An 18,292-nucleotide genomic window follows, 5' to 3' on the forward strand; every position below is an offset into this window, starting at 1 on the left:
AAAACCTGCGAGACTCTTTTTCGCGTTCCACGCCGCTGAGGCGTCCCATGCGCGCCCCATGCCGCGCGCCACATTTGCGTACCGCCACCCCGCACGCCACACGCAAACAAGGGCCATAGCACTGGCATTGGATATCGCGAGCCGCACCCCCAACTACGCGACCATGAACTCTCGTCCTGCTCCCGCCGACGCGCTCGCCGGTTTCCACCCCGCGGTGGCCAGCTGGTTTCGCAAGCGCTTCGCTGCGCCCACCGCGGCGCAGGCCGCGGCGTGGCCGCTCATCCGCAGCGGACGCTCCACGCTGGTCGCAGCGCCCACGGGCTCGGGCAAGACGCTCACGGCGTTCCTCTCCGCGATCGACGAACTCGTGCGCAAAGGGCTCGGGAATGCGGCGAAGCATCCGGCTAACGCGACGCAGGCTTCGGCTAAGGCAGCAAACCATCCGGCGAAGGCCGCGCCTGCGAAGCCGGCTGATCCGGCCGCCAGTCCCGATGCCGCCGAAAACACCGCGGCCGCGGCCCTGCCCGACGCCACGCTCGTGCTCTACGTGTCCCCGCTCAAAGCGCTTTCCAACGACATCCGGCTCAACCTCGAAGCGCCGCTCGCCGGCATCGCCGACGAACTCGCGCAGCGCGGCCTGCCGCCCGTGGAAATTCGCACCGCCGTGCGCACCGGCGACACGTCGCAGCAGGAACGCACCGCCGTGCGCAAGCGCGCGCCGCACATCCTCGTCACGACGCCCGAATCGCTCTATGTGCTACTGGGGTCGGCCTCGGGGCGCGCGATGCTCTCCACGGTGCGCACGGTGATCGTCGACGAGATTCACGCACTGGCCGGCAACAAGCGCGGCTGTCATCTCGCGTTGAGTCTGGAACGCCTCGATGCGCTGTGCGGCCGGCGCCTGCCGCGCATCGGGCTTTCCGCCACGCAAAAGCCCATCACGACCGTGGCGCGTTTTCTGGTGGGTAGCGCGGCGGCGGCCGGGCACGTCGCCGACGCAAGCAGCAAGACGCAGAGCGCTGCAAGCCACGATACAAGCTGCAATACGAGCCGTGAGACAAGCTGCAATACGAGCCGTGACACAAGCCGCGGTACAAGCAGTACCACGCCCGCCCAGCGCCACACGGGCCGCCATGCTGCCCGCCGCAGCACAAAAGCCGACGACAGCACCGCCACCGCCCTCCCGCTCGACCCCGAAGGGCACCCCATCGACTGCGCCATCGTCGACGTGGGCCACGTGCGCGAGCGCGACCTCGCCATCGAGATTCCGCCCGAGCCGCTCGAAGCCGTCATGGCCAACGACGTCTGGGAGCGCGTCTACGACCGCCTCGCCGAACTCGTCGCGCAGCACCGCACCACGCTCGTGTTCGTGAACACGCGCCGCATGGCCGAGCGCGTGGCGCGCCATCTCACCGACCGCCTCGGCAAAGAAGCCGTCGCCGCGCACCACGGCAGCCTCGCGAAAGAGCACCGCTTCGACGCCGAACAGCGGCTCAAGGCGGGCGCGTTGCGCGTGCTGGTGGCCACGGCGTCGCTCGAACTGGGCATCGATATCGGCGACGTCGATCTGGTCTGCCAGATCGGCTCGCCGCGCACCATCGCCGCGTTCCTGCAACGCGTGGGCCGCTCGGGTCACCAGGTGGGCGCCGTGCCCAAAGGCCGGCTCTTTCCCACCTCGCGCGACGATCTGATCGAATGCGCCGCGATTCTGGACTGCGTGCGCCGCAACGAACTGGACCGGCTCGTCATGCCGCACGCACCGCTCGACGTGCTCGCGCAGCAGATCGTGGCTGAAGTGGCCGCCGCCGAGTGGAACGAGGACGCGCTGTTCGAACGCGTGCGCCGCGCGGCGCCCTACGCGGCGCTTACGCGCGAGCAGTACGACGCGGTGCTGCGCATGCTCGCCGAGGGCTACACAGGCCGCCACGGCGTGCGCGGCGCGTGGCTGCATCGCGATGCCGTTAGCCGCACGCTGCGCGGGCGGCGCGGCAGCCGGCTCGTGGCGCTCACGTCGGGCGGCACGATTCCCGACAACGCCGACTACGCCGTGCTGCTCGAACCGCAAGGCGTCAACATCGGCACCGTGAACGAGGACTTCGCGGTGGAAAGCCTCGCGGGCGACGTGTTTCAGCTGGGCAACGCGTCGTACCGGATTCTGCGTGTGGAGGCGGGCCGCGTGCGCGTGGAAGACGCCCAGGGCCAGCCGCCCAACATCCCGTTCTGGCTGGGCGAGGCGCCGGGGCGCAGCGACGAACTCTCGGCTGCCGTTGCGCGGCTGCGCGAGGAAGTCGAGCGGCGGCTCGCGGCAGCGGCGCCTGGCGCGGAAGGTGATGAACGTGGCGAAGGCGATGAAGTCGACGAAGGCGCCGATGGTAGCGAGCGCGCCAATGACGCACACGCCGGCCGCCGCGCCGCCGCGCTCGCGCCCGCCATCGGCTGGCTCGTTTCGACACTGGGCCTCAGTGAAGGCGCCGCGCGCCAGATCGTCGAATACCTCGCCCGCGCGCGGGCCGCGCTCACCGTGCTGCCCACGCAGCACACGCTCGTCATGGAGCGCTTCTTCGACGAATCGGGCGGCATGCAGCTGGTCATTCACGCGCCATTCGGCAGCCGCATCAATCGCGCGTGGGGCCTCGCGCTGCGCAAGCGCTTTTGCCGCAGCTTCAACTTCGAACTTCAGGCCGCCGCGACCGAAGACGCGATCATCCTCTCGCTCACCGGTAGCCACAGCTTCGCGCTGGACGAAGTGTGGCGCTATCTGCGGTCCAACTCGGCCGAACACATCCTGATCCAGGCACTGCTCGATGCGCCGCTCTTCGGCGTGCGCTGGCGCTGGAACGCCACCACGTCGCTCGCGCTGCCGCGTCAGACGGGCGGGCGCAAGACGCCCCCGCCCATCCAGCGCATGCGCAGCGAAGACCTGCTCGCGGCCGTGTTTCCGGACCAGGTGGCCTGCCTCGAAAACATCGTGGGCGAACGCGAGTTGCCCGACCATCCGCTCGTGAACCAGACCGTGGACGACTGCCTGCACGACGCGATGGACACCGACGGCTGGCTGCGCCTGCTGCATCGCATGGAGGCGGGCGAAGTGAAGCTCGTGGCGCGCGACCTGCCCGCGCCGTCGCCGCTCGCAGCCGAGATTCTGAGCGCGCGGCCGTATGCCTTCCTCGATGACGCGCCGCTCGAAGAGCGCCGCACGCAGGCCGTGCTGAGCCGCCGCTGGACCGACCCCGAATCCGCCGACGACCTGGGCGCGCTCGACGCCGCCGCCATCGAAAGCGTGGCAGCCGAAGCCTGGCCGCTCGTGCGCAACGCCGACGAGATGCACGAGGCGCTGATGGGCCTTGCCTGCATCAACGAACGCGAGGCCGAAAAAAGCGATGGCTGGCCCGCCTGCCTCGCCGCGCTCGCCCAGGCGGGCCGCGCCACGCGCATGAAAGTGGCGCTCGGCGACGCACTTTGGGTGCCCGTGGAACGCCTCACGTGCCTGGAAGCGCTCTACCCGCAGGCACCGTGCGAGCCCGCGCTGCGACCGCCCGCAGGGCACGACGCGCCGTGGCACGAAGAAGACGCGCTCGTCGAAGTGATCCGCGCGCGGCTCACGGGCTTCGGGCCGCAGCCGGTGCCCGTGATCGCGCGGTCGCTCGCGCTGCCCGCTTCGGCCGTTGCGCTCGCGCTGACGAAGCTCGAAGCCGAAGGCTACGTGATGCGCGGCCGCTTCACGCCCGGCGCCGTCGACGACGAATGGTGCGAGCGGCACCTGCTCGCGCGCATTCATCGCTACACGGTGCGGCGGCTGCGGCGCGAGATCGAACCGGTGCAGCGCCACGACTTCATGCGCTTCCTGTTCGAATGGCAGCACGTGAGCCCTGCCACGCGCGTGGAAGGCCGCGATGCGCTCGCCGCCGTGCTCGACCAGTTCGAAGGCTGGGAAGCCGCGGCAGGCGCGTGGGAAGAAGAGATCCTGCCGGCACGCGTGAAGGACTACTCGACCACCTGGCTGGACGAAGTGTGCCGCGCGGGCAAGGTGGTGTGGGCACGGCTCGGCGCGCGAGCGCGCACGGCAGCGGGCCCCGTGCGCGCGACGCCCGTCGTGCTGCTGCCGCGGCGGCATCTGCTGCACTGGCAAGCGCTGGTCGGCGAGGCGGACGGCGAACTCTCGGCGCGCGCCCAACGCGTGCACGACCTGCTGGCCCAACACGGCGCGATGTTCTTCGACGAACTCGCGCAGCACGCGCATCTGCTGCCGGTAGAACTGGAAAACGCGCTCGGTGAACTCGTGGCCGCGGGGCTCGCGAATGCGGACGGCTTTGCCGGTCTGCGCGCGCTCATCAAGCCCGTGGCGAAGCGCAACGCCTATTACGGCAGCCGACGGCCCCGCGGCGCGGGCGCGCTGATCGGCGGCATGGAGGACGCAGGGCGCTGGGCGCTGCTGCGCCGGCCGGTGGCCAATGCAGAAAACGCGGCGAACGCTGCAAGCACGGCGCAACGCGAAACCCGGGCCATCGCGCCCGTGGTCCGCAAACCGCAGACTGAACCCGAGCTGCTCGAACACGTCGCCCTCACGCTGCTGCGCCGCTACGGCGTGGTGTTCTGGCAACTGCTCGCGCGCGAAGCGCCCTGGCTGCCGCCGTGGCGCGACCTGCTGCGCGTGCTGCATCGCCTGGAAGCGCGCGGCCACGTGCGCGGCGGACGGTTCATCGAAGGACTCTCCGGCGAACAGTTCGCGCTGCCCGAAGCCATTCCGGTGCTGCGCGAGGTGCGCCGCCATGCCAACGACGGCGTGCTCGTCTGCGTTTCGGCGACGGACCCGCTGAACCTGGTCGGCACCGTGCTGGCCGGCGACAAAGTGCCCGCGGTGGCCGGCAACCGCGTGCTCTTTCGCGACGGCGTGCCCGTGGCGACGCTGGTGGGCGGCCGCTTCGACTACCTCGGCGACTTCGACCCCACGACGAAGAACCAGATGCGCATGCGGCTCGCGCAGCGGTACTGAAGCAGCGGTACTAAAGCAGCGGTATTGAACTCGTGCCGTGCAAACGGCACGTCCGTTTGTTCTTTCTGCATGGCGTCGGCGGTCATGAACCTTGACCGGCACCGCTTCGCCGGTCGCATCGGCCGCCACGCCTCGCTCCATGCCAGCAAGGCTTCACGCACCCACGCAGAGCGCCGCAAGCAGACTCGCGAGCCGCGCAGGATAATCAGGCACCAGTCTTGCCACTTCGAGGCACATTGAGTTCAAGACGAGGTTCACGCGATGGGCACGCCCGCAGCACCACCCGCACGACCCGCACGGCGACCAATCAGGCCAGGCCTCACGCAACGCACGACGCTCGCCATCGGCGAGGCGCTGGGCGGAAGGAGCGGCGGCCTGCGTTCGGTGCTGCTGTTCGCGGGGCCGGCCGTGGTGGCGTCCATCGCGTACATGGACCCCGGCAACTTCGCCACCAACCTGCAAGCCGGCGCGCGCTACGGCTATGCGCTGCTCTGGGTGGTGCTCGCGGCGAACGTCATTGCCATGCTGTTCCAGGCGCTCTCCGCGAAACTCGGCATCGTGACGAACCGCAATCTCGCCGAAATCTCGCGCGACCATTTCCCCCAGCCCGTCGTCTACGCGATGTGGGGCGTAAGCGAAGCGGCCGCCATGGCCACGGACCTCGCCGAATTCCTCGGCGGCGCCATCGGGCTTTCGCTGCTGTTTCATCTGCCGCTGCTCGTCGGCATGGCCATCACCGCCGTCGTGACGTTCGCGATTCTCAGCGCCGGGCGGCGCGGCTTTCGGCCCGTGGAGCTCATCATCGGCGCGTTGATTGCGGCCATTGCGCTCTCGTACGTGGTGGAACTGCTCATCGTGCCCGTCGACCTGGGCGCCGCGGCCCAAGGCGCCTTCGTGCCGCAGTTGCCCGACTCCGGTGCGCTCGCGATTGCAGTGGGCATTCTGGGCGCCACGGTCATGCCGCACGCCATCTATCTGCACTCCGGACTCACGCAGGCCCGCGCGCCCGCCCGTGACGACGCCGGGCGTCGCAAGCTCGTGCGCTTCTCCAACCGCGAGGTGATCGTCGCGCTCTCGCTCGCGGGGCTCGTCAACATGGCGATGGTGATCATGGCGTCGGGTGCGTTCCATGCCGGGCATCGCGACGTGGCCGAGATCGGCGCCGCGTTCCACACGCTGACGCCGTTGTTCGGTGCGGCGGCGGGCGCGGTCTTTCTCGTCTCGCTGCTCGCGTCGGGCATGTCGAGTTCCGCCGTGGGCACGCTCGCCGGGCAAATCATCATGCAGGGCTTCACGGGCTATCGCATTCCCGTGTGGCTGCGCCGCGTCGTGACGATGGCGCCCGCATTCGTAGTGGTGGCGGCCGGCGTGAACGTCACGGACGCCCTCGTCTACAGCCAGGTCGCGCTGAGCTTCGCCCTGCCCGTGCCGATGATCGCGCTCGTGATCTTCACGAGCCGGCGCGCCGTCATGGGGCCGTTCGTCAACAGCCGGTTCATGACGATCGTCGCGACACTCGCCACCGTCGTGGTGCTCGCACTCAACACGGTTCTGCTGCTGCACGTTTTCGGCGTGCCGGTGCCGGCGCTGCCGCCGCTACCGGCCGCGTGAAGCGATCCATACCCGCCTCATTGCGCGCGAGCGTTCAAGAGTTCGGGTCGGTCCGCATCCGCAGTGCGCGTTTCGGGTCTCATTCAAGCCATGCGCGCCCGCTCACCCGTCACCTCGCGCGCCCGCTGCCCGTGCCGGGACGTTTCGACGTTTGGCCCGCGCGGGCCTTCGCGGCATGACCCGAACTGCGATCACACCGTCGATGAAAAGACCGCCTGCTGCCTGCGAACCCGCTGCCCCGCGCCGCCGTCTGTCGCGCGGCGCGCGCTTCGCCATGCCCGCGTGCTTCGCGTTCATGGCGGCGGCCTGCACCACGCCGCCCACCGCGCAGCTTCCGCCCGCCAACGACACGCTGCCCGAAGCCCTGCGCGCCACGCAAAACGAAGTGCTGCAGGACGTGCTGACCGCAGTGGGCGATACGACCTACACGTGCCGGCGCAACGGCGATGCGCTCACCTGGGTCGCGACGGGTTCGGACGCCACGCTCGTCGACCCTGCGCGGCGCAGCGTGGGCACCGTGGCACCGGGCCGCTACTTCGTGGGCTACGACGGCAGTTACGTGGTGGGGCGCGTGGTGGGCGAGGAAGTGGTGGCCGCGAACGCGCTGCCGTGGCAACGGCTCGTCGCCCGCTTCAATGCCGGCGAGCGGCGCGGCGAAGGCCGCTTCGCTCGCACGAGTTCGGTTCAGCGCGTACAGACGACAGGTGGCATGCCGCCCGACCCCGCATGCGACCAGGAAGGCGTTTCGCTCTTCGTGCCTTATTCGGCCACGTACCTGTTCTATCGCAACGCGGAGCCCACCGCGGGCAACGCCGTGACGACGCCCGTGCCCGCGCCTGGCGCAAGCGTCTCGCACGCCGTGGCGTCGAGCGATGTGCCCGCCAGCGCGAGCGGCGATGCCGCGCGCGAGTGATGGTGCGGCACACGGCAGACTGTCCTCCACGTCTGCCGTTTTTGCAGAACATGGCAATAAGGTGTCAGCAGCAGTTATGCATATCGACTTCGCCACGACGCCACGTTCATGCAAATGGCGCAGGAATGAGCAGCGCAAAGCTCAATAAGCTTAAACGATCCTTTCACATTCGTAATATCTAAGGGGAACGCTTGCCCAGCGCGCCTCTCACGGCATGTCAGGTCGAATTGACCGAAAGCTGCATGCAATCGCGCAAAATCTACGTGACGCGATTTTCTATCGATTTTGCGGTTAACTTTGCGCGAATTGCGCTGAAACGCGCATAGGCGTTTTTCGTTACGCCTCTTCAGGTTTTACCAGGGTGACATAAGGCAATCGGTATGAAACAAACCGTTACAGCCTTGAAACACCCGCCGCTCTACCTTCCGATCATTCGCTGCGACGGCTACGGTCTCGATACGGTTTGCATTGCGTGCGAGTGCAGGGGGACGCCGGGCGACAGGACAACCGGAGGAAAAATGAAACTAGCCGTAATGACCAGGAGCACCGCGCTGTTCAGGTTGATCTGTCAGTGTTTCGAGGCCGACGGCGCCACCTGCAGCCAGTTCGCCGACGACGTTACGCTCGCCCGCGCCGTCTATCGCGAAGACTTCAGTGCGATCCTGATCGACGCCGACACCGGCGTGAATCCGCTGCGCCCCGTGCTCGCGCGCCGCGCCTGCTATGCGGACCGCCGTGCGCCGCTCATCGTGGTGGGCGCGCGCAGCGACCGCGCCAGCATTGCCCGCACCTTCGACGCGGGCGCCGACGACGTCGTGCTCTCTCCCATCGATTCGCGCGAACTCGTCTTGCGCGTGCATCTCGCGCTGCGCCGCTTTCAACCCGTCCAGCCTTCGGACGCCGACGACCGCCTGGAGTGCGGCGTCTATCGGCTCGACCGCCGCTCGTGCGTGGTTCACGTGGCGGGCGATACGGTGCGCCTCACGTCACGCGAGTTCGCCACCGCATGGCTCCTGTTCTCGCGTCCCGGCGAATACGTGAGCCGCCGCCAGATTGCGGGCGCGGTGTGGAGCAGTTCGGAAGACATCGTGGGCCGCACGCTCGAGCAGCACATCTACAAGCTGCGCAAGAAGCTCGAACTCAACGGCGCGCACGGCGTGCATCTGCGCACGATGTACGCGCACGGCTACCGCATCGAGCTGGCGGAAACCGCCGTGGCGGAATGCGAAGACGAGGCGCACGAGTTGAACGGCACGGGCGCTGCACGTCACAACGAGGCCACACGCGACACCGCGCGCGAGCCCGAAAACGTGATGCGCACGGCCACGCCTCGCCATGTCGCCGTGCTTGCCGCAGTCGTGCAGCGCAAGGAAGCCGCCGCGGTGACGAGTGCCGCACCCGCCGACCCGGCCGAATCGCTCGTGCTCGAAGAAGCGTTGCGGCCCCAGGTGCATCCCGCGGGCAGCGCGGCGGCGCTCGATGCACGCCCGTGGTCCGATACCGACAGCGACGCCTACGTACCGCCCGCCGCCAGCCTCACGGCGTGTGCGCAGACGGCTGCGCGTGTGGTGCGCACGCCGTGGGCCGGTACCACGCACACCCCGCACACCCCGCACACGCCACGCACGCCGCGCAGCAGCCGCAACTGAGTCGCCGAAGCGTCGACGCATCCGCAGAAAGACAAGCGGGCGCAGCCGCCCGCTTCCCCTTTCTCTACGCTTCAGAACTCGATGATGCGCGGCGAGAGCAGAAAGAGCCGTTCCATATGGCTGTGCTCGTCGCTGCGATAGCGGAACAGCGCGCCGATGAGCGGAATCTTCGACAGGCCCGGCACGCCCGACTCGCCGTTCGTCGTGCTGTCCACGCGATAGCCGGCAATCAGCAGACTCTCGCCCTCGCCCACGAACGATTCGGTGTTGATGGTGCTCGTCGTGATGATCGGGATGTTGTCCACCTGCTGGCCCGTGAGCGTGCCGTCTTCGATGTGCACGTTGAGCTTGATGCGCTCCTTGCCGTCCTCGTCCACCACGAGCGGCAGAACGCGCAGCGACACGCCGGTGGAGACCTGATAGAGATCCGCCGACGTGTAGCCCGACACGCGCACGAAGAAGCGCGTCTTGTGGTCCATCACGGCCTCCACGTTGTCGAGCGTCGCGACCTTGGGGCTTGCATCGATGCGCGCGAGGTTGTTGTTCTGCAATGCGTTCACGCGCGCCAGCAGGTAGCGGCCCGCGTTGCCGATCACGGCCGTGAGCGATCCGCCTACCGGCGACGTGTCGATCACCGTGGTGCCGTCCGAGAGCGTGCGCGTATCGAAGGTCGGGTTGATGTTGCCGTTGTAGCCGTTCTGCTGCGTGATGCCGTTACCCGTTTGCAGGTCGATGTGGCTGTTGTGCGCGCGCCAGTCCACGCCGATCTGCTTCAACGCGTCTTCGTCGATCTCGATGATGTGCGCCTCGATCTCCACGAGCCTCGGCTTCACGTCGAGCTGGTCGATCAACGTCTGGTAGAGCGGCAGGCGCTGCGGCAGGTCGCGCACGAGCACGGAGTTCGTGCGCGGGTCCGCAACGATGACGGGCAGGTTGTCCGTGCCGCCCATGGGCGTTGCGCCATAGCCGCTCTGCGAGGCGTTGGCGCCGAATCCGCCATATGCGCCGCCGTATGCGCCACCGGCCCCGCCATAGCCCGGCAGCGGCGCGCCACCGCCACCATTACCACCTCCGCCCATACCCGCGATGAGCCCGCCCAGCGCCGTCGGCGTGCCCGCGCCCGCCATGCCCGGCGGCAGCGGCGGATTGCCCGCGCCTTCGTAGCCGCCGCCCGAGGTGCTGCCCGTCACGTCCTGCATGGGCTGCAGACGCTGCATGGTGGGCTGCACGGCGTTGCGCTGGCCGCCCGCATCGGTGCCGTCCGAACCGCCGTTGCCCTGCGGGTGGTACATCTTCGCGAGCACGTTCGCCACGCCCGGCACGTTCACCGTGTTGCCGTCGATCTGCACCTTGTGGTCCGCGGCCCACGCGTGGTGCAGCGGGAACACGCGCACCATCGACCCGATACGCTGCTCCGCGTTGTCGTCGAGCCGCTTCGCCACGTCGGCCACCATCTGCACGTAGGCGGGCGGGCCGCTCACGAGCGCCGTGCCCTGCTCCGCGTCGAACATGATCGGGAAACGCGGGTTGGAAATGTGCAGCTGATCGAGCGACGCCTTCAGGTCCGACACGCGCGCATGGTCGAGCTTGATCACCTGGCGCGTCACGCTGTTGGCGTCGCTGATGGAAAGCACGTTGCCGTCGTAGAACCAGACGAAGCCGAAGGTGGACGCGAGCGTATCCAGAAAGCGCTGCGGCGACATGTCGAACTGGCCTGTCACCGTGCCGTGCACGTCGCCGGAGATGGTGGCGGGCACGCCCTGCCCCGCGGTGAAGTCGCGCAGTACGTCCTTGAGATCTTTGCCTTCAACCGAAATATGAACCGCCGAATTGCGCCACCGGATGGGCGCCGCATCGGCGGAGAGCCCCGGCATCGCAGTCGCGACGAACACCGCCATCCAGACGGCGCAGACGAGTTTTTTTCTATTCATGGGGACAACGTCGTTCGTTGGGAGGTGGGACGTCTCGACCGCCACGGCCGCGCGCGCTGTGACCAGCAGCGGCGCGAACCGTGGAGGGCCATGCCGGGCGCAGTGCGCCTGCGATGCGAAGGCGGCTAGCGTTCCAGCGTTTCCGAAGGCGCTTCGTGGAATTGCTTGCGGTAGCCGTTCACGAGCGTGGAGCGGTTCTGCACGCCCCACTTGTTCGCGGCAATGAGCACGCTGCGGTCGCTCGTGAACGAGTCGCGCAGCAGCTCGGCGCGAATGCGCTCCATGCGCTGCCGGCGAATCAGCTCCGTAGGCGAGAGCCCGAGGAAGTTCTTGAACGCGCTTTGCAGCGCGCGTTCGGTCACGCCGACTTCGGCCGCCACCTCGCGCACCGAGAGATCGCGGCGATCGAGGTTTTCCTGCAGATAGCGATACGCGCGCCGGTACTTCGCAGGCAGCCGCGCGCCCACGTCGTCGAGTTGCGCGCCGTGGCGCGGCGCGCGATTCGCGAACGGCACGATGGCCGCGGCGTCGTCGCGCAGACACTGCGCGCAGATCAGCGCGTAGCGGCTGTAGAACTGCATCGATTCGCGCGTACGGCCCTGGGTCTGGCGCACCTTCGCCACGCAGTAGAGATATTCGAGCTGCCGGTGCCCCGTAGAGGCCGCATAGTCGATGCGATGCAGCGGCTCGAGCATCGTTTCAGCCAGTTGCGGCGACTCGGAGGCGAGCGCGGCCAGCACGATTTCCAGCCGCGCCGTGCGCAGGTATTCGTGCAGCCCCGTGTGCTGCGCCCAGGTCAGATGCGCGGTGAGCGCGTCCATCGCATTGCGGTTGCCGCGCGTAAGCGCACGCAGCTGGCGCAGATAGTCGATGCGCTCGCGCAGCAGCGGCACCCGCACGCGCAGCGCGGCCACTTCGTGCAGATCCGCGGTTTCGGTCACTTCGCCGCTGCCCGGCGTGCGGTCGTCGGTCATGCCCGATTGCCAGTACGCGTGGTCCGAGAGCGCCGCCGCCGAGCGCAGTTCGCGCTGCACGGCGAGATCGAAGCGCAGCGTCGTGATGACGTCGCGCCAGTACGAAGGCTCGCCGTTCACGGCGCCGCCCGCGGACGACGCGGCCATCGCCGCGAGTTCGTCCAGCGCTTCGGCCGCGGCACGCGACTGCCCGAGTTCGTGCAGCGCGCACACGATGCCGAGCCGCGCCTCCATGCGTTGCAGCGGGTCGATGCCGGTCTCGTCCACCACGCGCGCAAAGCACGAGAGCGCCGTGGCAAGCCGGTGCCGGAACAGCGCCTGCCAGCCCGCGTTGCGGCACGACGCGGCGCGAATGGCTTCGCGCGGCGTGCGGATCACCTTCTGCGCGCGACGGTACTGCTCTTCGGCTTCGTCGCCGATGCCGAGCGTCATCTGCATGTCCGCGTGCAGTTGCAGCAGGTACGGCATGTCGGTGCTCTGATGCGCGTCTTCCGCCCAGCGGTTGGCCTGTGCGCCCGCCGCGCCGAGATTGCCTTCGAGCACCTTGTCGAGAAAGCCCGCGGGCAGGCGGCGCACGGTAAGCGCAGCGGCAAGCGGGAAATAGGGTGTCAGGAACATCGTGCACTCCTTGTTGAAGGGCCAGCCTGACAGGCGACCATGTGAGCCCAATGTATCGGAGCCCCTCGCCCACATCTTCAACAAATCTTATTGGCGCGCGCGATTTGAGAACTGTTGAGGTTCGATGCGTGATGGGTGGTGGCGCAAGCGGACGCCCGCGGCATCAATGGTGCGGCTGCGCGGTCGCGATGGCGCGCAGTTGTTCGCCGAGGCTCGTGAGCACGAGCTGGTCCTTCACCTGATCGACGAAGATGCCCACCAGCAACGCGAGCATCAGCACCGTCATGGCGCCCTTCACGGGCTGGCTCAAGGTCATGAGGTCGAGCTTCTGCGCCGACTTCGACACGAAGCCGAACGCGAAGTCGATCATGAGCAGGATAAAGAGCATGGGCGCGGCGAGCTTCGCGGTGGTCTGCATGAGCGTATCGGTCTGGCGCAGCACGAAGCTTTCGAAGATGTTCGCGGCCACCGGCGTATTCGAGGTCAACGGCCACCAGTGATACGACTCGTAGACCACACCGAGCAGGAACGTCATGCCGCCCAGCGTCCAGAACGCGACGATGGCCACCTGCGAAAGCAGCGCGCCCGTGGGCGTGGACTGCTCCTCGCGCAACGGGTTGGTGACCTGCATGTTGTTGTAGCCCGTGAGGTCGTCCACGTAGGTGCCTGCGCTTTCCGCCACCCAGAACACGGTGGAGGCCGCATAGCCCAGCACGAGCCCGATCACGGCTTCGCGCAGCCCGAGTTCGATCAGATGCACGCCGGAGAGCGTGGTCATGAGCGAGGCCGGCTGGCCGTAGGCCACGAACGTACTGAGCAGCATCGCCACACCGTTGCGCACCACGCCTTGCAGCACGCCGTCGGCCGTGGGCGGAAACATCGACATGATGACGAGGAGGCGCACCGAGCAGATGCCGAGCAGCGTCATGTAGCCAACGAACGTGGTGCCCAGTTGCGGCAGCGCATTGAAGAGGTCGTTCATGCGGGTTCATGCGGGCGGGTGGCGTTGTTGTCGAGCCTGTCGCCCCCGTCGCGGCGCAGGTCGCGGCTCTCGTGCGCTTCGCGCGCGGCCCGTGCCGCCGCGGCGAGGCGTGCGAGCGCGGCTTCTTCGGCTTCCTCGTCGGCGGCGTCGCTCGCGGCTTCGTCGTCGCGGCGGCGCAGCGCCGCAATGCGCTCGTTGCAGAGTTCGATGCGCCCGCGGTTGTTGGCAATGGCGCGCACCGCCGTGACGATCTCCTGCTGTTTCGCCTCACAGGCCGCAACGAGCGCGGCCAGATCCGCTTCGAGCACGCGCACGCGGTCGGCCACCACTTCGGCGTAGCGCATGGCCGCGTTGAGATCGGCGAGCGAAAACGCCGCGCTGCCGCCCATCATGTCGCCGATGCTCGCATGGCATTGCGCCAGCGTTTCGCGCGCCTGCTGCACCTCGGCGGCCTTGCCGTCACGCTGCGCCGCCAGTTGCACAGCCTCCTCGCGCCGTGCCGCGAGCGCGGCGCGCAGCGTCTCCTCCAGCCGCTCGCGGCGTTCGGTGGTGCGCGTGAGGGCAGCGATGCGGCGTCGGTTGGCGGTCATGGCGTCCGGTTCGTTCCTGGGCTTGCTGGCGGCATAAGGCGTAAGGCGTTAGCCGTTCGCGAGCGCGAAGAGTTGCGCGCCGGTCTCGTCGGGCGAGGCGAATTCGTCGGTGCCCTGCGAGAAGAACGCGCGAATGGCGTCGATCTTGCCGATGGCCTCGTCCGCCACGGGGTTGCCGCCCGGCTGGTACTCGCCGATCTGCAACAGCATCTCCACTTCGCGGTGCTTCGCCATCAGTTCGCGCAGCCGCGCCGACGCGGCCACGTACTCGCGCGGCACCACCTGGGGCATGACGCGCGAGAGGCTGCCCAGCACGTCGATGGCCGGGTACTGATTTTTTGCGGCGATTTCGCGCGAGAGAATCATGTGGCCGTCCAGAATGCCGCGCACTTCTTCGGCAATGGGATCGCTGCCCGATTCGTCTTCGGCCAGCACCGTGTAGAGCGCCGTAATCGACCCGCGCGACCCGCGCGCACCCATGCCCGCGCGCTCCAGCAGGCGCGGCAACTCCGCGAAGATGGAGGGCGGAAAGCCGCGCCGCGCGGGCGGCTCGCCCGCGGCGAGGCCGATTTCGCGCTGGGCGCGCGCAAAGCGCGTGAGCGAATCCATCATCAGCAGCACGCGGCAGCCTTCGTCGCGAAAGTGCTCGGCAATCGCGGTGGCCACATAGGCGGCCTTCGCGCGTTCGATGGAAGACCGGTCCGAAGTCGCGCACACCACGACGGAACGCGCCATGCCTTCCTCGCCCAGAATCAGCTCGATGAACTCGCGCACTTCGCGGCCGCGTTCGCCGATCAGCGCGATCACCGTGACGTCGCACTGCGCGCCGCGCGCGAACATGCCGAGCAGCGTGCTCTTGCCCACGCCCGCAGGCGCGAAGATGCCCATGCGCTGCCCTTCGGCAAGCGTCATCATGGCGTCCACCACGCGCACGCCGGTGGCGAGCGGCGCTTCGATCAGGCGGCGGCTCATGGGGTCGGGCGGGTCCGCGAAAATGGGGCGCTCCCCGGTGGCGTCGATGGGACCGAGCCCGTCGATGGGCCGCCCGAGGCTGTCGATCACGCGCCCCAGCAGCGCCGTGCCCACGGGCACCGAGAGCGGCCGGCCGAGCCCCACCACCTGGGTGGAGCGCGAGACGTCGGCGAGCCGCGAGAACGGCGAGAGCAGCGCGACGTCGCGCGTGAAGCCGATCACCTCGGCGTACTGCAGCAGCGCGCCGTTCGGCGCGCGCAACTCGCACAGCTCGCCGAGCGAGACGTCGAGGCCGCCCACCTTCACGAGCGTGCCGATCACTTCGAGCACCTTGCCCGTGCGCGCAATGCTGCGCGTGGCGAGAATCTCCTGCTCGATGGTGTCGGTCAGACGCTCGACGTCGAGCAGCCGGCGCGAGACCGCAGCGCGGGTGGCCGAAGTGTCCTGGGGCGTGCTCATTGCGGGTCGGGGTCAGGGTCGGACTCGTGCAGGGCGCGATCTTCGAAGTCGGGCGCGGCTTGTTCTCCTGCATCGGCGTTGCCCGGTTCATCGGACGCCTGCTGCCACGCCAGCCCGTCGATTTCGCCTGCCGAATGCTTGAGCGCGCGCGACACCGCCGAACGCATGGCGCGCAGCTGCGTGGCGAGGCTCGCGTCCACGGCGCCAAAGTCCGATTCGCAGATGCAGCTGCCGGGCGCCAGCCGCTTGTCCGCCACCACCGAAAGCGGGAACGGCCGCCCCAGTTCGCGCCAGCGCGACGAAAGCCGCTCGAACGCGACGCAAGCCTTGTCGTAGTCGCCGGGGCTCACCGCCACGCGCAGATACGTGGCCCCTTCGACGATGCGGTCCACGGTGGCGAGCGCGCGCTCGAACAACTGCTCGGACTGCTGCACGTGCACGATCTGCTCGACCGCGACCGTCACGATTTCGGCCAGGCGCTCGCGCATCTTCAATTGCGTGCGGCGCTGGTCGTCGCCGGCATCGGCCTGGCGCGCCATCCAGTCGGCGAGCGCGCGCGCTTCGCCGTCGCGATAGCCGCGTTGGGCCGCCTCGTCGTATTGCGCGCGGGCGTCGGCAAGAATGGCCGCGGCCTCGTGCTGCGCGGCCTCCATGATGGCCTGCGCTTCGGCCTGTGCCTGCCCGAGCATCGCTTCGCGGTCGGCCGCAAGCTGGGCGTAGCCCGCTTCCAGCGACATCAGTGCGCCGAACGCGGCACGCGGCACCACGTCGCCGTGCACGCCGATGTGCTTCACACCATTCACGCCTGCCTGCACCTCGGCCGGGTTCGGCAGATTGCGGTCGGATCTCAGCCAGATAACCATGCCCACTCCGGAAGCAGTTCGGGAAAGCGCGCGATCAACTGCGGCGTGCCCAACGGATCGGGCTCGCGCGCGGCGGCGTCGAGCCACGGCACGGGCGGCAATTCACGCGGCAAGGCGAGGCGCAGCAGCGGGCACGGCGCGTCGGCGGGGCCGGCAAGGTTCGCTGAAAGCGCCGTGCCGGGGTCATGGGCGTCGCGCGCCATCAGCGCGTAGCCTTCCAGCGCGAGCGTGCCGGCGTCGAGCGCATCGAGCGCCGGCATCGCGCCGCGCGCGACGAGCCGCGCCGTGTCCGGTGCGTTCGTTGCCGCAGTGCCCGGCGCCTGGGCGAGCAGACGGTCGAGCGGCACGCCGACCCATTGCGCCAGCTGCATGCGGCTGCGCTTGTCGATGAGCCGCCGCACGTCCGCGCGGCGAAACAGCAGCGCGCGCATGCGCAGCACGTTCAGACCGAGCACGGCCGGCAAGGCGTCGAGCACCTGCGGGCCGGGCCTGAACCATGTGTCGAATGCGGGCGGCGGCACGTGAAGTGCGCGAAGCAAGGCGCGCGACGCGGCATCGACGGCGTTGCGGCGCAAGCCGTGGCCGTTTGCGTTGGCACGCGGTTCGGCATTCGTGTTGCCGCCCAGCGCCGCGTAGAACGTATCGAGCGCCGCGGGCGCCACGCCCAACGCGCCCGCGAGCCACGACGGATGCGCCCATTGCACCGCCGTGCGCGCGTTGCGCTCCCACGCCGCGAATGCGGCGGCAGCCCGTGCGAAAGGAAAGCCGGTAGAAGCACCCATGACGTGTGCGATATGTGCCCGAATCCCCGCCTGAATCCTGATGGTTCCGCTGTTTCCGCCAGTTCCGGGCGTTTCGATAACCACGCCCTCAGGCCGTGGAAGAAGGGCCCGCGCGCCGCAGCCGCGCGAGCAGCGCATTGACCTTCGCCCCTAGCGCGTCGCCCGTGCCGCCCTTGGGCGAACCGCCGCCCGCCTTGTGCGGCACGCCGCGCTTCATCCAGAGGAAGAGGCCTGCGGCGCCGATCACCAGCACCAGCACGGCGCCCACAATGACGGGCAGCGGCGAATGCGATTGCGGCAGCTTCGAGAGTTCGACCGGGTCCGCCGGCACAGCCGTGACGCTCACCGCGTCGTAGGTCAACCCTTCCACGCTGTGCATGACGAGCGTCTTGATCTGCGGGATGAGCGCGCCCGCGTCCGAATCCGGGCGGTACTTGATGAACACCGACGCCGAAGACGGCTTGATCTGCTGCGCGAGCGGATCGTTGTTCGGCAGCACGATCTGCACGCGCGCGACGATCACGCCGTCGATCTTCGAAAGCGTCGACGAGAGTTCCTGCGAAAGCCCGTAGATGAAGCGCACGCGCTCTTCGGTGGGCGTGGACACGAGCCCGTCCTTCTTGAAGAGACTGCCCAGATCGTCGTACTTGCTGTGCGGCAGGCCGCGCGAGCGCAGCACTTCCACGGCGCGCACGATCTGATTGCTGTCCACGTCGAGCGCCCAGGTCTTGCCGTTGTCGGGCGTCGCCTTCGACGCGTCCACGCCCTGCTCAAGCAACGCCACCAGCATCTCGTTGACGTCCTGCTCCGTGAGATTGCTGTACAGCTCCTTCTGGCAACCGGCCAACGCCGCGCAGAGCGCGAGCGTGGCCACGAGCGCGGCGCCGCGCGCGCTACGCCGCCTGGGTTCCGGCTGCCGGAGGGATCGTGCCGCGTGGCCCGTCGTGGCGTGCAT

12 protein-coding genes are annotated in these 18,292 nt (G+C 68.6%); 4 read left to right on the plus strand and 8 right to left on the minus strand.

Features of this window, described 5'->3' with window-relative positions; all coding sequences use genetic code 11:
- Positions 1-163: 163 nt before the first annotated feature.
- The 4 genes from P2869_RS24930 to P2869_RS24945 all read left to right on the plus strand — a co-directional run bounded on the left by P2869_RS24930 (position 164) and on the right by P2869_RS24945 (position 9,166).
- A complete protein-coding gene (locus P2869_RS24930; protein WP_277598255.1) occupies positions 164-4,993 on the plus strand; it encodes a DEAD/DEAH box helicase in 4,830 nt (1,609 codons plus the stop codon).
- 261 nt (positions 4,994-5,254) lie between these two features.
- Positions 5,255-6,604 (plus strand): Nramp family divalent metal transporter, encoded by a 1,350-nt coding sequence (locus P2869_RS24935; RefSeq protein WP_277598256.1) that lies wholly within the window; start codon positions 5,255-5,257, stop codon positions 6,602-6,604.
- A 202-nt stretch (positions 6,605-6,806) separates the two neighbouring features.
- Positions 6,807-7,517 (plus strand): DUF3455 domain-containing protein, encoded by a 711-nt coding sequence (locus P2869_RS24940; RefSeq protein WP_277598257.1) that lies wholly within the window; start codon positions 6,807-6,809, stop codon positions 7,515-7,517.
- A 518-nt stretch (positions 7,518-8,035) separates the two neighbouring features.
- Complete coding sequence (locus tag P2869_RS24945; RefSeq protein WP_277598258.1) at positions 8,036-9,166, plus strand: response regulator transcription factor; 1,131 nt, start codon at positions 8,036-8,038, stop codon at positions 9,164-9,166.
- Between the two features lie 71 nt (positions 9,167-9,237).
- Here the strand turns inward: P2869_RS24945 and sctC are convergent, their stop codons facing one another.
- The 8 genes from sctC to sctJ form a co-directional block, all read right to left on the minus strand.
- On the minus strand, positions 9,238-11,097 hold the full coding sequence (sctC, locus tag P2869_RS24950; protein ID WP_277598259.1) for a type III secretion system outer membrane ring subunit SctC: 1,860 nt from the start codon (positions 11,095-11,097) through the stop codon (positions 9,238-9,240).
- A gap of 125 nt (positions 11,098-11,222) precedes the next feature.
- Positions 11,223-12,689 carry a helix-turn-helix transcriptional regulator gene (locus P2869_RS24955; protein ID WP_199541827.1) on the minus strand — a complete coding sequence of 489 codons (1,467 nt, stop codon included), beginning with the start codon at positions 12,687-12,689 and terminating at the stop codon, positions 11,223-11,225.
- A gap of 163 nt (positions 12,690-12,852) precedes the next feature.
- Positions 12,853-13,671, minus strand: a complete 819-nt coding sequence (gene sctT / locus P2869_RS24960) for a type III secretion system export apparatus subunit SctT (RefSeq protein ID WP_277598260.1) — start codon at positions 13,669-13,671, stop codon at positions 12,853-12,855.
- Positions 13,668-14,261, minus strand: a complete 594-nt coding sequence (locus P2869_RS24965) for a type III secretion protein (RefSeq protein ID WP_277598261.1) — start codon at positions 14,259-14,261, stop codon at positions 13,668-13,670. The genes sctT and P2869_RS24965 overlap by 4 nt, the downstream gene beginning before the upstream one ends.
- 48 nt (positions 14,262-14,309) lie before the next feature.
- Positions 14,310-15,692, minus strand: coding sequence for a type III secretion system ATPase SctN (sctN, locus tag P2869_RS24970; protein WP_277598262.1), 1,383 nt, complete (start codon positions 15,690-15,692; stop codon positions 14,310-14,312).
- Positions 15,689-16,555 carry a type III secretion system stator protein SctL gene (gene sctL / locus P2869_RS24975; RefSeq protein ID WP_277598263.1) on the minus strand — a complete coding sequence of 289 codons (867 nt, stop codon included), beginning with the start codon at positions 16,553-16,555 and terminating at the stop codon, positions 15,689-15,691. The genes sctN and sctL overlap by 4 nt, the downstream gene beginning before the upstream one ends.
- The gene (locus P2869_RS24980; protein WP_277598264.1) at positions 16,540-17,337 is read right to left on the minus strand and encodes a type III secretion protein HrpB4; all 798 of its coding nucleotides are present in this window, start codon (positions 17,335-17,337) and stop codon (positions 16,540-16,542) included. The genes sctL and P2869_RS24980 overlap by 16 nt, the downstream gene beginning before the upstream one ends.
- 88 nt (positions 17,338-17,425) lie before the next feature.
- A complete protein-coding gene (sctJ, locus tag P2869_RS24985; RefSeq protein ID WP_240658971.1) occupies positions 17,426-18,292 on the minus strand; it encodes a type III secretion inner membrane ring lipoprotein SctJ in 867 nt (288 codons plus the stop codon).

Origin of the sequence: Paraburkholderia sp. SUR17, from assembly GCF_029536165.1 — a bacterium.
Lineage (GTDB): Bacteria > Pseudomonadota > Gammaproteobacteria > Burkholderiales > Burkholderiaceae > Paraburkholderia > Paraburkholderia kururiensis.

Coding starts and splice junctions, on each gene's coding strand:
- P2869_RS24930 (WP_277598255.1), top strand. CDS start 164: ATGAACTCTCGTCCTGCTCCCGCCGACGCGCTCGCCGGTTTCCACCCC.
- P2869_RS24935 (WP_277598256.1), top strand. CDS start 5,255: ATGGGCACGCCCGCAGCACCACCCGCACGACCCGCACGGCGACCAATC.
- P2869_RS24940 (WP_277598257.1), top strand. CDS start 6,807: ATGAAAAGACCGCCTGCTGCCTGCGAACCCGCTGCCCCGCGCCGCCGT.
- P2869_RS24945 (WP_277598258.1), top strand. CDS start 8,036: ATGAAACTAGCCGTAATGACCAGGAGCACCGCGCTGTTCAGGTTGATC.
- sctC (WP_277598259.1), bottom strand. CDS start 11,097: ATGAATAGAAAAAAACTCGTCTGCGCCGTCTGGATGGCGGTGTTCGTC.
- P2869_RS24955 (WP_199541827.1), bottom strand. CDS start 12,689: ATGTTCCTGACACCCTATTTCCCGCTTGCCGCTGCGCTTACCGTGCGC.
- sctT (WP_277598260.1), bottom strand. CDS start 13,671: ATGAACGACCTCTTCAATGCGCTGCCGCAACTGGGCACCACGTTCGTT.
- P2869_RS24965 (WP_277598261.1), bottom strand. CDS start 14,261: ATGACCGCCAACCGACGCCGCATCGCTGCCCTCACGCGCACCACCGAA.
- sctN (WP_277598262.1), bottom strand. CDS start 15,692: ATGAGCACGCCCCAGGACACTTCGGCCACCCGCGCTGCGGTCTCGCGC.
- sctL (WP_277598263.1), bottom strand. CDS start 16,555: ATGGTTATCTGGCTGAGATCCGACCGCAATCTGCCGAACCCGGCCGAG.
- P2869_RS24980 (WP_277598264.1), bottom strand. CDS start 17,337: ATGGGTGCTTCTACCGGCTTTCCTTTCGCACGGGCTGCCGCCGCATTC.
- sctJ (WP_240658971.1), bottom strand. CDS start 18,292: ATGCACGCCACGACGGGCCACGCGGCACGATCCCTCCGGCAGCCGGAA.